This window comes from Fischerella sp. (genome assembly GCF_013388695.1).
Lineage (GTDB): Bacteria > Cyanobacteriota > Cyanobacteriia > Cyanobacteriales > Nostocaceae > PCC9605.
Map to the genome: position 1 here is coordinate 24,477 of NZ_JACAEU010000210.1, position 14,883 is coordinate 39,359.

Sequence of the window (14,883 nt, forward strand, 5' to 3'; positions counted from 1 at the left end):
TCTCTATGGCAATATTGGATTAATAATTTAAATAAGTTTCTATAGCACTGTGTTTTTTTTTACTAAAAATCAACGGTTATTACATTACTTTACTTACCCCTGTAAGGATTTTCCCCAAAATTGATACACGACATATCATTGGGCGATCGCCACTGTACTTTCCCCTCAATGGGGGCATAAATTTGTACTAGCTCTAGATGTTTTGTATTAGACATCTGGTAGAAATTAATTATGCGTTACTCAAAATCCTTGTAGAGACGCGAAATTTCGCGTCTCTACTTACAATCTGATTACTTTCGTCAACAGTATCACTACTGCTTTCAATACATCACTCCAGTAGCCGAATCAACCATCAGTCTGTTGCAATTCCTCGACGGCTTCCATCACGTGGGTTGCGTACATCAGTGCGGGGCCACCACCCATAAACACCGTTACGCCGAGGGTTTCGAGAATTTCTTCTTTCGTCGCGCCTGCTTTGAGGGCAGAATGGGTATGGAAGGTAATGCAATCATCACAGTGAATCGCTACGGAAATTGCCAGTGCAATGAGTTCTTTTGTTTTGCTGTCGAGTACGCCAGGTGCTGAAGAAGCTTTGTTCAGAGCGTAGAAGCTTTTCATCACATCCGGTAGAGCAGTGGAAAGTTTGCTGGTATAACTTCGGATCTGCTTCATCTGCTCAGTATAGGAAGTTTTGGCAGTGGCTTCGCTCATGACGTACCTCTAATGGAATTAGGATGTTTTCCTTCTATCTAACTCCCATGCCTATCAAATTTCACCCATTTTTCATCTGTCTTGAGAAATAACATTAGATTGGAGATTAATAGTTATGCCCAGAATTTAAAGAGAAAATTGATTTGAATAAAACAAACCTTTTAAAGTCAGGAATTATACCAATAAATTCTTGTTAAAATAAAATTGAAGCAAAGCTTGTTCATGACTATCACAAACAAGCTGAGGTGAGCGCTACAGACATAATTTGGGAGGCTAAAGTTATGTTAAAGAATATATCTAGAAATCCACCCCAAAAATCTAGCTTATCTGTAGAACAACTCATTCCCGATCCTTGGGAAACTCCAAGCCTGACGGTTGAGACTAAATCTATTCCTTATTCTTGGCAAATACCGACAGAAACTCATCCTTTGGTTCCCCCTTTAGGAATTCCAGAAGCCAGAAGATTACCTCCAGCATTCAACACCATCAAAGTATTGTTACAAGATGAACTGAAACTAAAAGTTGCTGGCGGCAAACTCAAAACCCAAATAGAGCAAGCCCTAGGATTATTGTGCTGGATGGAAACATTAACCGAAAATTTTGCTTAAGTTTGGATGGAATTACAACCCAATACCTGCATAGCTTGGTGGGTGCTGAGAAAGATGCGATCGCGACCCAGCCGATCCAAAAAATCAGTTTTGCTAAGCCGATCCATCACCGGGCCTTTGACTTCGGCTAAGTAGAAGTTGACTCCAGCCTGTTTCAATTCATCCATCAAGTTTTCCAGTGTTTCTAGAGCACTAGCATCAATGAAGTTAATGGCGCTGCAAACCAGAACTAAATGTTCCAGTTCAGGCCATTGAGCAATGGCTTGGAGTAGCTGATCTTCCAAATACTTGGTATTGGCAAAGTAGAGGCTGCCATCTACCCGGATCGCCAGGACGTGGGGGCAAGTTTTGACCTCGTATCGCAGAACATTGCGGAAAGTTTCACTCTCACCCACTCGCCCGACGATCGCAATATGAGGTCTGCTGGTACGCCACAAAAACAGGAGTACAGCCGTTACCACACCCACCAAAATCCCAACTTCAATTCCAACAGTTAGCACCGCCACAAACGTAATCAGCAGAGAAACCCCATCTGCCTTGTTGTAGCGCCACATTTGTTTGAAGGTGTTCACATCAACCAGTCCAAACACCGCTACGATGATGATGGCTGCTAGGGTAGTTTGGGGTAGGAAATAAAACACAGGTGTAAAAAACAATGTTACCAGGGCGATAAGTAGTGCTGTGATCATCGAAGCAAGAGCTGTGTTGGCACCAGCGGCAAAGTTCACCACTGAACGACTGAATCCGCCAGTAACTGGATAGCCGCCAGTCACTGCTGCGCCGAGATTAGCTACACCCAGTCCGATCAGTTCCTGGTTAGCATCGACCTTTTGGCGGCGTTTGCTAGCTAGGGATTTAGCTACGGCAATACTTTCCATGAAGCCGACAAAGCTAATGGTAAGAGCAGTTGGTAAAAGCTTTTGCCACAGAGTCCACTCGAAAGACGGCAAGGTGAGGGGAGGTAAGCCTCTAGGAATAGCGCCGACGATGTTAACATTGGCATTTTCATGCAGTGCCAGATCCCAGACCAGTAGTGTACTAAACAGCACTACAATTAATGGTGCGCTTTTAGTTATCGGCACAATCAGTCCTTGGGAAACGCCCCAACGATTGAGCAAATAACCTAAACGCTTGTTGAAGTAGATTAGAACTGCAATGCTAATAACACCGATACTCAGAGTAACAATATTGGTTTGATCGATCTGTTGAACGAGGGAAATCAGTAATTCGTAAAAAGATTCTGTATGGGGAATCTTAACCCCCAACAAGTGCTTGAGTTGACTAAACGCAATAATCAGCGCTGCTGCACTGGTAAAGCCAGAAATGACCGCATGGCTGAGAAAGTTGACCAAAAAGCCGAGCCGGAACAGTCCCATACTCAATTGAATGATGCCGACTAACAGCGCTAGCACCAAAGCCAGGACGATATATTCTGGACTGTTCTGAGGAGCGATCGCACCTATACCCGTCGCTACCAGTAGAGACACCATTGCCACAGGCCCTACAGCCAAAGTCCTACTAGTGCCGAACAAAGCGTAGAGGATGAGGGGGAGAATGCTGGCGTAGAGTCCCACTTGGGGTGGCAGACCTGCCAGGAGTGCATAAGCCATACTCTGAGGCACCAGCATGATCGCCACAATCATCCCGGCCATTAAATCGCCTACCAAATCTTGGGGATGATAATTGAGGAGCCACTCCAGGAAAGGCAAGTAACGGCGAATACCAGTAACTTTAGCTGGACTGAAGGCTCTAACAGCGGTAGGTCTTCTATTCATCCTCATCTTATCACCCTCAATACTTAGAAATTCTTATGGAGGTGTATTCTCGCGACCTCGATTTCTAGCTGGAGTTACTTAAACTCTTGCTGCGCCAACACTAGCAATTTTGCGGTACTCCTCTGCTGCCTGCCGACAGACTTTAGCACATTTTTGACAATGTTCTAGATTATACTTTTCACATTCCTGTGTACAGGCTTCGCAGATGTCAGCACAAGCTCGTGCCAAGTGAGAAATGAAGTACGACCCACGAACCATATAAGTCGCAAGAGTTTGGCAGACTTCGGCACAGTCGAGACACATTTGGGCGCATTTCACCATGTCTGGATGACCCATGCAGGCTTTGGCACAGTGTTCGCATTCCACCACACAATGCATGGCAGTATCAAAGCTAGACTGGTATTCTTGTTGAATTACAAGCATTGAAGTTCTCCTTTTAGTTATGAGATATCGATAGTAGATAGAAATATTTCCCTACGCTCAACTTGAGCCAACTGTTTGCCATTCCTGCACCACCCAGGATGGAACTAGTAACTTAACCGTTGAGTGGTCTACAGTTGGCAGTTCCAGTATCCAGGGAATTTCTGGCTGCAACTGTGACAGAATAGGCTGAAGATCGTACTGTCCAATATGGGGTTCCGGTGTAGTATCGGTAAAGATTTGCTGAGAAATATCGGGTGCAATTAGGGTTTTTCCTAGAGAAGAAGTCAATACAAGGGGTTGATCGCGATCCAAAACTACTGCACCGGGAAATCCTACCAACCGCAGAGAAAAGCTGGTATTGCTGTTGCGATGGACTCGCTTGAAGGCGATCGCCTGCCAGGTCTTGCCATCCTTATCCCGTAAAGTTTGGCGTGACTGGTAAAGCATTTGTCCTGGTGTTTCTTCCTGTTGTCTGACTACAGCCGCAGCTGGTGGGGCGCTGAAGAGTCCCAAACCTAGGAACAACAATAAGGTTAACGCCCCAACTAACAAAAGCCAGGAAAGGATGTGTCGGAACTTATGCCAGAGAATGTTCATTGTCCGCCACTCCAACTAATCAAGGTTAATGAACAGCAACCGCCGTCACATTGCCACACTGTTCGTTGGCAGGAACTGCTTCCATCATCTTTTTCGGGTTTGGCAGATTCAGGTTCCCCATTAATTCAATGAAACCTTCGCGGCTACATTCTGCAAACCGGGGATTCCAGCGTTTTTCTTCCCCAATCGTCGATACTGTATGACCCCGATAATCATGACCTGGATACACCAAGGTGTCATCCGGCAAGCTAAACAACCGCTGTGTTACGGAATCATAGAGAGTGCCAGCATCACCACTTTGAAAATCGGTGCGACCACAACCCCGGATAAATAAAGCATCTCCCGTGAGTACTCGGTCATTGTTGACCAGATAGGCATTATGGCTATCGGTATGACCGGGGGTAGCAATGGCTTTGATAGTTAATTCTCCCAAAGTTAATTTTTCCCCATCTCCGATGTAGCAGTCGGCACAGGCTGCATGAGCTTTTTGTGGAACAATACCTAAACAACCTGTGGCAGATCGTAATTTATCTGTTCCTGTAATGTGGTCGGCGTGAATGTGAGTTTCTAGGCAGTAACGCAGGGTTAATCCCAGTTCTTTGAGCAATTTCAGGTCACGCTCTACTTGCTCTAGCACCGGATCTACTAAAATTGCCTCTTTGGTGTTGGTATCAGCAATTAAGTAAGTATATGTGCTGGATTCTGCATCAAATAATTGGCGAAATAACATATTTAGGTTCTCCGTTATTGGTCAGTAGTCATTAGTCATTAGAATTACAAATGACTAATGACTAATGACTAATAATTAACTTGCTACTGGTAGTCCCGCAGCTTTCCAGGCTGTCCAGGAACCAGGAACGTTAATAACTTTCTCAAACCCTTGCTTTTGTAAGAGACTGGCAGCAATTGAGGCACGGTAGCCAGTACCGCAGTAGGTAGCGATCGCCTTATTTTTATCCAATTCATCCAGATGTTCTTCTAGGTGTGGAACGTAGATATGTTTAGCACCAGGCACTTTACCGTGTTTGTACTCATCGTCACCTCGCACATCCAGAACTGTCACGTCAGGTTCGTCTTTATGTTCGTTCAGTTCATGTACTGTCCACTCACCTAAATGTGCCAGTGGCAACCCTGCATTTTGCCACGAGGTCATGCCATCGTGCAGGTAGCCAGCTAAATTATCGTAACCGAGCCGGAATAACTGTTCTGTCACCAATTTCACATCACGCTCACTCTCTATCACCAGTAGCAGTGTCTTTTCTGGATCGATCATCCAGCCAACCCAATTAGGAAACTCCGATCGTAGTGCGATATTGATGGCTCCTGGAATATGTCCGCCACCAAAGGCGAGAATTGAGCGGGTATCGATGACGATGGTGTTCTCATCCGTCATCAGGTTCTGGAATTCTGGGGGCGATAGCGGCTGCAAAGTTGGCACGCAACCCATCACCTTTGCCCCCTTGGCGTTGACTTTTTTCAGGCGTGTGTAGTGTCTCGGCGGTTCTGGCATACCGCTTAATATCCATTCGACAAACTCTTGTTCACTACGCTCTTTAAATGCCTCGCTAAAAATCCGCTCGTTGCCGATTGTACTCTGCCTGCGATCGCCTATCGATTTTCCACAGGCTGAACCAGCACCATGACAGGGGTATATTTCCATGCGATCGCCAAGCGGCACTAGTTTATCAAACAATCAATGATAAAGTTGGGCTGCCAGTTTCTTTTCAGTCCCACCACCGAGTAGATCCGGACGTCCGACATCGAGGTTAAATAGGGTGTCACCAGTAAATACACCAAAGGGTTCTTGACCCTGTTTCGCATCGGTGATAATAAAGGAGACGTGTTCGGGTGTATGTCCAGGAGTATGCAAGGCGCGTAGAGTAACGCTACCGATTTTCAACTCGTCGCCTTCACTCAGCTGGTGCAATTCAAATTGATAATCTTCACTCTTACCACCATAAATAGGTGCACCAGTCCTTGCTTGCAGTTCGTGAGAACCAGATACAAAATCAGCGTGGATGTGAGTTTCGATAATGTGAGTGATTCTAACTCCCATCTCCCGTGTTCTTTGCAGATAAATATCTACATCGCGGCGGGGGTCAATGACTGCTACTACACCTGCTTTATCATCACCAACAACATAGGATAGGTGCGCCAGCCCCTCTACGTTTATTTGCTCTAAAATCAAAGCCATAGTGCTTTCTTCCTTCACTTGTTTGCTGATGAGTGCTGGGAAACGTATTGCGCGAAAAATTCCTTCATTTTTGGATTGGAACTGCAATCAAAACCGATTTCACCAGCCTTTTGAAATGCTTGCTCTGGTGTCATTCCTTGCCTTGTCGCCACATTCATCAACGACATTGCACCCGCACGCATCGCTGTACCGCAATGAATTAAGGCTGGTTTCGGAAGTTTGTCTATTTCTTTGAGAATCTCTGTTGTCTGTTCTTCAGTGAGGGTATCAACTTTGACTGGAATATTTACATAATGCAGCCCTAATGCTTTGGCTTGTTGCTCCTCGTCGGCAAGAAAACCTTTTTCATCAGGCGATCGCAAATTCATTACTGACTTAAAGCCCTCATTTGCTGCCTGTTGCAACTGTTCTGGCGTTACCTGTCCTGATACGGTTAACTCATCATTAATCCTTTTCACGTTTTCCATTGGTTCCTCCCTGGCAGGTGAAGCCTTCTATTCGATTACTGTGTATAATTTTAAGCAGCAAAACCCAAGTCTTGCTTCTACTACCATATTACTATATAGTAATATGGTAGTAGAAGATAATATTAGTTTTGTATTGTTAAAGTTTTATGTCGGAGATATCAATTACAGCTCTTACTCAAGTTGCCGAGTATTTCAAAGTGCTTTCAGAAGTCAGCCGACTGCAAGTTTTGAATTGTTTAAGGTCTGGGCCTAAAAGTGTGACAGAAATTGTGGAAGCAACGGGGCTAGGTCAGGCGAATGTTTCTAAACATCTGAAAGTTTTGATGCAAGTAGGGATGGTTTCTCGCCATCCCAACGGAGTGAGCGTCTTTTATCAGATTTCCGATCCGGTAATTTTTGAGCTATGTGAAGTAGTGTGCGATCGCATCGCCACCCGTCTATTAGAACAAGTACAGCAGTTAGAACAGATCAAGGAAATAGCTGGGTAAATTTTGCGATCTACCTCTGAGGTTGTTGATTGTCATATCTCCAACCACTCCAAGCAGGAAAACCTTTGTCATCCCGCAGCGTTAGTACTTCGTTTCCTTTCTTAACAGAAGCCGCAATAATTGCTGGTTTTCCTGTAAAAGAAATTCTTGAGCCTTTAACCTCAATTTTGTCGCCTGGCTGAATTTGCATATCTTGGTTATCGATGTACCAACTTGGCCCTAAATGTACCGAAATAGTTTCCTTAGCTGTTTTCAAAGTCAAATGCACACCTTGAGACATTCCTCTAGAGGGAGTAATTGTATCTACACTGACTACTTCCCCACTGAGAGTCTCAACAGTTTGAGCATTATACATTCTGCTGTAATGATGTCCTGGCCCCCAGCCACCACTACCTCTCATCCTCATTCCTGGTTGAGCAAAAGATTGACTGACAATACCCAAACTGAGAGTAATTAATATTGCTGCTGCTAAAGCTCCTCTTTTCCTCATGACCCTCAACCTCCATCAACAAGTTAGTTTTGGAGTGCCACAATAATAGTTGTAGAAAAAGAAAATGAGGAACTTGTGAGGAGGTAGTTGGTAGTTCTACTAACAACCAAATATTTGAAGCTGGAATAGTAGCTTATTATATCAAGTCCGACTAATTACTTACGATATGGTTGGTTTTATTGGTAATTGCTAATTGATTTTTCCCATTACCTATTACCGACCTTCACAGATACGATCGGTGTTCATCCGAACTTGATATGAAGTGTATTTTTGGATTTCTGCAATCAGTTCATCAACGCTAACGCTAACTTTCTAGCCATTTTCTAAGATAGTAATGCTGCGTGAAGCTACTCGCCGTTTGTGGTTGATAATTTTGTAATAAATAATAGCTTGGCATGTGAGTTCAGCCAAGCATTTGACATCAATAATTATCAGCTGGGAGATGTAATTATTAATTACAGTATTGCTGTAACCAGAGAAAATTCTGTTCATCCAGAACAAAAAATGGAAGTTTTATTTAGTTTGTCAGCGTCCAGTATAAAATTTGAGTGATTACAAAAATTAGACAGGCGATCGCTCAATCTCCTAGATAATATAGCCAAAATTGGCAAGTGACACGATGGTGCGAAAAAATGCTTGCAACCTAATTGGTGGAAACGACTTGGACATCGAACCGATAGCACCCATGACGCTCTAACAATTATGAGTCAATCCCTAAAACCAAATCCCTGGCAAACTTTCAACAACTCAACCTTGCTACGCTTGCTGTTGCTGTTTGCCTGTGCTTGGGCACTTGTCCTGCTAATTGGTTACTTCTATAACGTTATTGCTATCTTTACTACCGCTGCGATCGTTGCAGCATTGGGAGGCTTTCTTAGTATTGGTGGTGAAAAGGTCAGCGAACCAGAAGCTTCCATGCTCAAGAAATTGGAACAGACGCTGACATTCAAGGTTTAATAGTTGCAAACACTAATTTACCATGACTGACTCTAATTTCATTCTGAGGTGTATCAATGACTGGCTTTCTCATTTCTGTTGTAGTGATTGCTATCAGTTTATTAATCATCTCCAAACTACCTACAGGCGTTGAGGTTGATAGTCCCTGGATTGCTCTGATTGCTGGAGCAATTATTGGCGCTTTCAATGGCATTTGGAGTTTATTTCCTAATTGGTTTAGAACGACAAGTACCGTTATTAGCCTGGGGTTGATTCCCTTGATTGGCAGCATCATTGTATTTGGTCTGGCAGCTTGGATAGTTGAGGGATTTAGACTCCGGTGGGGAATTGCAAGTGCGATTATTGGGGCGATCGCGCTTAGCATTGTCAACTCTATTCTTTTCTTTATCCTGCGTCAGGCAGGTTTGATCGTGTACTAAGAAGGCAGGAAAGGGCAAAGGGCAATAGGCATCGGGCAAGCGAAAAGATCCAATTCCCAATCCCTATTGCCCCTAATCCCTACAGTATGGGGATTAGGGGCAGGGTGGACTCCATCTAGATGCAAAGCGCTGTATTAGGGATTGACGATCAGGTAATCGACAAGGAGTGGGATAGGAGAATTCCACTCAATGTTAACCCAGATGCTCACTCTACCGTTACTCGGAGCAACGTTGTGGAGGGTGTACCTGGCAGATCCGATAAACTTGCCTCCCCCAGCTGCACCTTCGCCTATTGATACGAAGACGCGAGTATTATTTGTGATGACGCTCCAATTAAGGTGCAATATCCACTGACCGTTTCTATTTCCCCAATCATGCCTGTAGGTAAAGCCAGTGCCGAATAATTCTTGTGGTTCGACTCCCTCTTTTGGCTTGAATATTTGGCGAACTTCCTGCTCATTGACATCCTGGGTTTCTTCAGCGGCGATGCCTTGTACTAATGTTTCTGGCATATCAATAACTCCTTTTTTTAGCTGTGATTGCAACTTGCTATGAGACTGGTCAAAGTGGGGTTATTTTACAAGCCCCTGTACTTTGCTTGGATGCCTCAACCCACCACTGACAGTGAGAGGCTTACGGTTGTGGGTTTTTGAGGGCTTGGCAACTTCTTAGAGAATTTGCTCTGCTACTTCTACCCGCAGTAGCGATCGCACATTCTCAATCTGGTTGACAATGGTCGCGAAAGAGGAACCAGCAAACAGCAGTCCTACCGCAACCGGGATGCTATTCTCCAGCGTGACTACCAGTGAACCGGAGTCACCACCAGCCGAAATGTTGGTGGTAACAATTTGGTCTCTAAACCGTGCTATTCTGCCACCGCCGTAGTTGACATCGACTGTAGCGCCAATTGCTGTAATCCTGCCGCTTGTGAAGTTTGTGGTGCGTCCAGTCTTATACACGCGCGTTCCTACCGTTACATTCTGCTTCCGCCGCCAGCCCCGCACGTAGCCAATCCAGTAGATTTCACGATCGAGATCGTGGAACTGTCCTTCGGCAATAGCCGCATCTACCAAGTTATTGTGCTGTACTCTGGGTATTGGTGGTTCAAACTCAATCGGAATGAATCTGCTCAGGCGAGCAATGCAATCTGATGGATCGACACCTCCATCAAACGGTCCCGGCTGGAGAATGCGATCGCCGATATTTGCGTCGTTGCTATTTGCCAGGACGTGGTTGTTGCTGAGGATATAGTAATGGGATGGTACACCTACTCCATGCGTGGGCGGGTTAATGGAACCTCCCAGTAGGATGTCATACACGCAAGTAGCGATAGTACCCGCTGTAATCTTATAATGCCCGACACTGTAGCCACCTTCAGCTGGGCGGGTGCGTCTGGCGAGGAGTTCAATACTGGGTCTTTCTAGGGGTTCTACCGTTTCGCTGACACGGTAGCCTCCTGTAAGCAGACCATCACTGGGTTGTATGATCTCGTGGCGCAACTCGCCCACTTGAGCGAACAGATAACCTACTTCAAGGACATCGGTTTGCATATTCGCCAATGTCGGCTGCACCAAGTCAGCTTCTCTCAATTCATCCCTCGGTAACTTGCGGCTCACTAGTGTCACCAGAGCCGGTTCACCTGTAGGCTCCCCATTCCTCCACTTCATGCCAACTCCTAAACCAACAACATTGGGGCGTAGCCGTTGTGGGTTCATGAAATCTTCAACGACGGCTGCATGAGCTTTTTGTGCTTCTGCTATAGCCTCCGATGACAACGTCATCTTTTGCATCATATTGTCATCTAGTTTCATATTAAATCTCCTTTTTTATTGGCTTTGTGCTGTCACGATGCCAATCTCTTCTACGTCCGTTTCACATCCCTCTATAGACTTGGGGACAATTTCCTGCGGCTGCAATTCCGACTCCGGAACTTTACGCTCCACAAAGACCTTAATGACTGGCTTGCCTTCTTTCTCACCGATGCCAACGCCTGTAACGTTGGGCAGCCCCATCAGTTGATCCTCGTGTTTCTGCTTTACAGCCTCAATATTGTTCATTGCGATCGCCTCCTTTCACAAACGGAACATTTATTGTTGTTGAGGCAACGCCTCAATAGATCCAGTCACTTCTGTATCCACTTTGAATCCGTCAAGTTGAGTTGGTATTTGCTTTTTCAACTTTGGAAATTCATTTTCTAAATACACTTTGATACAAGGAGCACCGTCACATTCACTAATTCCGACACCAACTACACCATCAATAGCCATTAACTCAGATTCATTTTGCTCTTTCACTTGCTCAATGTTTTGTCTGGGTGACACCTGTTTTTGTGCCTGTGTTAATATCGATGATGGTGTCAATAGTAACCCTAGCAACACGATAATTACAAAGGCAAAAATTAATATAGTCTTCATATTTCTGCCTTACTTATTTACTTCTAAAAAACTTGAAAGCTTTTATCTAATTTACTAAGACAAAAACCAATTGCTGAGATAGTTAAACCCCTAGACTCTTTTATACTCAAAATAAAGAATCTTCTTGAGCCTGACAACTTACTTTTAATATGATTTATGGGAAACAACGAAAAAAGATTTTACCCTTTGTCTAAACACCCCATAGCGTCTCTCTACACTAAAAATATATGGTTTCAGTATCAAATCACATTAAAGGCAAGTTAATTCCAAATATGTTTATAACTCACATTCTCACTATAATAATTAGTCTTTAAATCAGCTACAAATGTAAATATAAAAATATATTTTTTCAAAAAAGCATATATTTTCAGTAGCAATAACTCATACCAAATCTGGCCAGATTACCCCCTTTATTACTTCAACTGAATCAATGGCAATAAAAGCAAACTTCCTGACTTGTAAAGGCAATTTACATTCATGCTAGTGGGTGATTGTCCATGAGGAGATTTTTCTGTTAAAAAGCTTATTGACTCATCCCTTTGTAACAAAATAATAAGTCTCATATTTTGCTTATTCTGGCTCATCGATATTGTGTATGCGATCGCCGAACTTGTTATCCTGTTTAATCCCCTAACAGAGACTTTATCTCTAACACCCTCTTATATGGCGTCTGACTGTGGTCAAACTCCAAGTTAAAATTTATAAAGTCAAAAATCAAAAGATAAAATGCATATAAAACCCTACGTACCAGAGTTTCTCCTATTTGTGCAGCATGGTTGGGCTGATGATAACCAACAGATGAAGGCTCTGGCTCGTAGCTTGGTTACGGAAACAACCGTGATTATCGCACCTAATCTGGGATACATTCAGACCTGGATTAGTATGGCTCCCCTAATCGAGCTTGTAGAAAACATTGCCAGCAAGCAAATAGATAACTATTCGGATGTACCGATTAGGATTATTGGTCATTCGATGGGTGGTTTAATCTGGTTAGAAGTACTGAAACTGCATCCGGAATGGTGGTCTAAGATACACTCGCTCGTTTTGATTGCATCCCCAGTTGGGGGAGCAGACTTGGGGCGAATTATTGACCCGTTTGGCTTAGGAATTGGAATTGCTCGTGACTTGGGAATAAATCGTAAAATCATCGCTGAAAAAATTGCTGCTGTTATCCCAACTTTAGCGATCGCAGGAGATATTGACGGTGGCAGTGACGGTACAATTCCCGTAGAATGTACAAAGTTTCCCAATGCTCTGTTCACCTGCTTGCCTGGTCTATCTCACGCCGCATTAAGAAATCATCCAGCCGTCGTGTCTGTAATTAGCGAATTCTGGTTGGATTCTACAATTGGTGAAGCCATCACTTTTGACGAAATCATTCGACGGTTACACGACGTACCAGGTATTACGGATGGTCATTGGCGAGACTTTAGCAAGGCTGAAATCTTGATGAACCTCAACAACGGCGGTACAATCCGAACCTGGAGAAATCTCCTAGGGGTAGACCATGTGTTTGTTGCGTCTCCAGAGGGGCAATGTTTATATGCAGGTTTTGTGGGTTGGATGCACTCTGAAGATCTACGTCGAGCTTTAGAAGAAATCAGGCAAACATATGCGGTCTTTTAAGTTGTTAGGTCGTGTCCGTTAACTGGGGTTGGGGGCATAGGGCATAGTTAATAACCACCAACTACTAACAGTTAACCACTAACTACTTACGCGTATACCTATGCTTTACTCCTACAGGAAAATATTCTGGATCGCTTGTTGGGACTAATGCAATTTGTAGCATTTGATATTCTGGTGGAACATAGTTAGCAAATTCGCTGTTGAGGCGCAATAGTTGGGTGAGAATGGAAGATGTTATGGCTTGCCTTCTTTGTTCGCTACCTTCTTCTCCTGGCGCTAATTCCACAACTACAGATAAAAATCGGTTCTTGTCTGCATCTTCTTTTACCTGCATGACAAACTTGCCCGTAACCCAATCTCTAATTTCTGGCTGTTCTAATCCCACACTTACATTTTCAGGGTAGATATTCGCACCAAAGTAAGAAACGGTAAAGTTAGAGCGTCCGAAAACATAAACAAAAGGCAATGGGCGCACACCTCTACCACCATGAGCTTGTAACTCAGTCACCGGATCGAAACCGTACTGCGCCAAAAACTGCTGCATAGCATTGTAATTAATTACACCACCAGTATCCAAAATATTATAACGCACTAAGGGAATACCGTTGTCTCCAGAAAAGAGCAATGCACGATCTTTGACTTCAAAAAAACGACTGACTGGGTCATACTGTACGAGTGTGGGTAAACGAGATTCACCAAACAGAGTGCGCGCCGCCTCTGGATGTGCTGCTAAGAAACGGCGAATACAGATACTTAAGGGTGTTTCATTGCCCAATACACCTGCATCTGCTGTGCCATAGAGTGATGCAGAATCGTAGCAGGGATGTTGAAAACCTACTCTTTCACCTACCAAACTGCGCCATTCCTCACTAAACACCTCTCCTGCCATCACCAATTTAATTTGATACCGTTGCCATTCAATGTCGCGAGCAATGCCTGTATCAATCACATCTTTGAGGAATGGTGGATATCCTAACAATACAACTTGTTCAAAAGCAATACCGAGTTCCTGGACTACCCGCAAAATTTCTTCTTTATTGTTACCTGGAGTAATTACGGTAACAGGATAACCTTTGCTGGCAAGATAGCGACAGCAATTGGTGGTATACATTCCCCCTACCCAGGTTCCTAAAGTGAAACAAATTACAGCGAGAGTGCGTTTAGTATCAGCAGCAAAACTGTCGTGAAATATCTGCTCGAAGCGTGTGGCTATTTGTAACTCATCTGTGAAGAAACGCGGCCAAAATGTCGGTTTTCCTGTCGAACCAGAAGAAACAGCAATCATATCGCACATTTCTAGCTGCCCGTGGCGACATAAGTTTGCTAAAGGATGACGCAGAAGGTAATTTTCTTTAGTAATCAGCGGCAGTGTTTGAAAATCTGCAAAGGTTTGAATAGAGTCGGGATTGATTGCATGTTCTGCCAAGAAATGTTTGTATGCAGGTACACTAGTAGCTACATCATGAAATAATGACAAAACTGAGGCAGCCCCGTGCGGGAATTCCTCCTGTTGGGGCGACTGCTGTGCTGATTCGACTCTAGTGTGGAGATGCTGTTGTATGAGTATATCTAAGGGGGTATTTAAAAAATCTGTATATGCGCTAACTGCCCGCTGCCGTTGTGATTCGGTATTCATGATGTTTGTTGGTTGTTGGTGGTTAGTGGTTAGTGGTTAGTGGTTAGTGGTTAGTGGTTAGTGGTTAGTGGTTGGTGG

Annotated in this window: 21 protein-coding genes; 5 read left to right on the forward strand and 16 right to left on the reverse strand. The window is 44.1% G+C overall.

Translation table 11 applies throughout. The annotated features are described in order from the left end of the window. Positions 1-89: 89 nt before the first annotated feature. Complete coding sequence (locus tag HXY43_RS26700) at positions 90-215, reverse strand: hypothetical protein (protein WP_290890283.1); 126 nt, start codon at positions 213-215, stop codon at positions 90-92. Between the two features lie 130 nt (positions 216-345). After that, positions 346-672, reverse strand: a complete 327-nt coding sequence (locus tag HXY43_RS26705) for a carboxymuconolactone decarboxylase family protein (protein WP_290890286.1) — start codon at positions 670-672, stop codon at positions 346-348. A 320-nt stretch (positions 673-992) separates the two neighbouring features. Between HXY43_RS26705 and HXY43_RS26710 the strand changes: the two genes are divergently transcribed. After that, positions 993-1,319 carry a hypothetical protein gene (locus tag HXY43_RS26710; RefSeq protein ID WP_290890289.1) on the forward strand — a complete coding sequence of 109 codons (327 nt, stop codon included), beginning with the start codon at positions 993-995 and terminating at the stop codon, positions 1,317-1,319. Here HXY43_RS26710 and HXY43_RS26715 read toward each other — a convergent pair. From HXY43_RS26715 to HXY43_RS26745, 7 genes are all read right to left on the reverse strand, one after another. Further along, positions 1,316-3,100 (reverse strand): SulP family inorganic anion transporter, encoded by a 1,785-nt coding sequence (locus HXY43_RS26715; protein ID WP_290890292.1) that lies wholly within the window; start codon positions 3,098-3,100, stop codon positions 1,316-1,318. The two genes, HXY43_RS26710 and HXY43_RS26715, sit on opposite strands and share 4 nt — an antisense overlap. 72 nt (positions 3,101-3,172) lie before the next feature. Further along, a complete protein-coding gene (locus HXY43_RS26720) occupies positions 3,173-3,517 on the reverse strand; it encodes a four-helix bundle copper-binding protein (RefSeq protein ID WP_290890295.1) in 345 nt (114 codons plus the stop codon). A gap of 57 nt (positions 3,518-3,574) precedes the next feature. Beyond that, the gene (locus tag HXY43_RS26725) at positions 3,575-4,114 is read right to left on the reverse strand and encodes a DUF3122 domain-containing protein (RefSeq protein ID WP_290890298.1); all 540 of its coding nucleotides are present in this window, start codon (positions 4,112-4,114) and stop codon (positions 3,575-3,577) included. 25 nt (positions 4,115-4,139) lie between these two features. Beyond that, entirely contained in the window at positions 4,140-4,844 is a 705-nt protein-coding gene (locus HXY43_RS26730; protein ID WP_290890301.1) for an MBL fold metallo-hydrolase, read from the reverse strand. A gap of 75 nt (positions 4,845-4,919) precedes the next feature. After that, positions 4,920-5,807, reverse strand: coding sequence for a rhodanese-like domain-containing protein (locus tag HXY43_RS26735; RefSeq protein WP_290890304.1), 888 nt, complete (start codon positions 5,805-5,807; stop codon positions 4,920-4,922). Beyond that, complete coding sequence (locus HXY43_RS26740) at positions 5,808-6,308, reverse strand: MBL fold metallo-hydrolase (protein ID WP_290890307.1); 501 nt, start codon at positions 6,306-6,308, stop codon at positions 5,808-5,810. Between the two features lie 14 nt (positions 6,309-6,322). Continuing rightward, positions 6,323-6,775, reverse strand: coding sequence for a protein tyrosine phosphatase family protein (locus HXY43_RS26745; RefSeq protein ID WP_290890310.1), 453 nt, complete (start codon positions 6,773-6,775; stop codon positions 6,323-6,325). Positions 6,776-6,921: 146 nt separating this feature from the next. Here HXY43_RS26745 and HXY43_RS26750 point away from each other — a divergent pair, with 146 nt between their 5' ends. Beyond that, complete coding sequence (locus HXY43_RS26750) at positions 6,922-7,263, forward strand: helix-turn-helix transcriptional regulator (RefSeq protein ID WP_026734598.1); 342 nt, start codon at positions 6,922-6,924, stop codon at positions 7,261-7,263. Between the two features lie 10 nt (positions 7,264-7,273). On the opposite strand, the gene HXY43_RS26755 is transcribed toward HXY43_RS26750, so the two are convergent. Both HXY43_RS26755 and HXY43_RS26760 read right to left on the reverse strand, forming a co-directional pair. Further along, positions 7,274-7,753: a hypothetical protein gene (locus HXY43_RS26755; protein ID WP_290890314.1), complete on the reverse strand. Its 480-nt coding sequence runs from the start codon at positions 7,751-7,753 to the stop codon at positions 7,274-7,276. Positions 7,754-8,065: 312 nt separating this feature from the next. Beyond that, positions 8,066-8,245, reverse strand: coding sequence for a hypothetical protein (locus tag HXY43_RS26760; protein WP_290890317.1), 180 nt, complete (start codon positions 8,243-8,245; stop codon positions 8,066-8,068). Between the two features lie 210 nt (positions 8,246-8,455). Between HXY43_RS26760 and HXY43_RS26765 the strand changes: the two genes are divergently transcribed. Next, a complete protein-coding gene (locus tag HXY43_RS26765; protein WP_290890320.1) occupies positions 8,456-8,710 on the forward strand; it encodes a hypothetical protein in 255 nt (84 codons plus the stop codon). Positions 8,711-8,766: 56 nt separating this feature from the next. Further along, positions 8,767-9,129 (forward strand): phage holin family protein, encoded by a 363-nt coding sequence (locus HXY43_RS26770; protein ID WP_026734594.1) that lies wholly within the window; start codon positions 8,767-8,769, stop codon positions 9,127-9,129. Positions 9,130-9,263: 134 nt separating this feature from the next. On the opposite strand, the gene HXY43_RS26775 is transcribed toward HXY43_RS26770, so the two are convergent. The 4 genes from HXY43_RS26775 to HXY43_RS26790 form a co-directional block, all read right to left on the reverse strand. Further along, positions 9,264-9,641 (reverse strand): hypothetical protein, encoded by a 378-nt coding sequence (locus HXY43_RS26775; RefSeq protein WP_290890325.1) that lies wholly within the window; start codon positions 9,639-9,641, stop codon positions 9,264-9,266. 156 nt (positions 9,642-9,797) lie between these two features. Next, positions 9,798-10,940, reverse strand: coding sequence for a hypothetical protein (locus tag HXY43_RS26780; RefSeq protein ID WP_290890328.1), 1,143 nt, complete (start codon positions 10,938-10,940; stop codon positions 9,798-9,800). A gap of 15 nt (positions 10,941-10,955) precedes the next feature. Beyond that, entirely contained in the window at positions 10,956-11,186 is a 231-nt protein-coding gene (locus tag HXY43_RS26785; protein WP_290890330.1) for a hypothetical protein, read from the reverse strand. Positions 11,187-11,216: 30 nt separating this feature from the next. Then, entirely contained in the window at positions 11,217-11,543 is a 327-nt protein-coding gene (locus HXY43_RS26790) for a hypothetical protein (protein WP_290890333.1), read from the reverse strand. Between the two features lie 726 nt (positions 11,544-12,269). On the opposite strand from HXY43_RS26790, the gene HXY43_RS26795 reads away from it, so the two are divergent. Then, a complete protein-coding gene (locus tag HXY43_RS26795; RefSeq protein ID WP_290890336.1) occupies positions 12,270-13,169 on the forward strand; it encodes an alpha/beta hydrolase in 900 nt (299 codons plus the stop codon). Between the two features lie 82 nt (positions 13,170-13,251). Here the strand turns inward: HXY43_RS26795 and HXY43_RS26800 are convergent, their stop codons facing one another. Continuing rightward, positions 13,252-14,805, reverse strand: a complete 1,554-nt coding sequence (locus tag HXY43_RS26800) for a phenylacetate--CoA ligase family protein (protein ID WP_290890339.1) — start codon at positions 14,803-14,805, stop codon at positions 13,252-13,254. Positions 14,806-14,883: the final 78 nt, after the last annotated feature.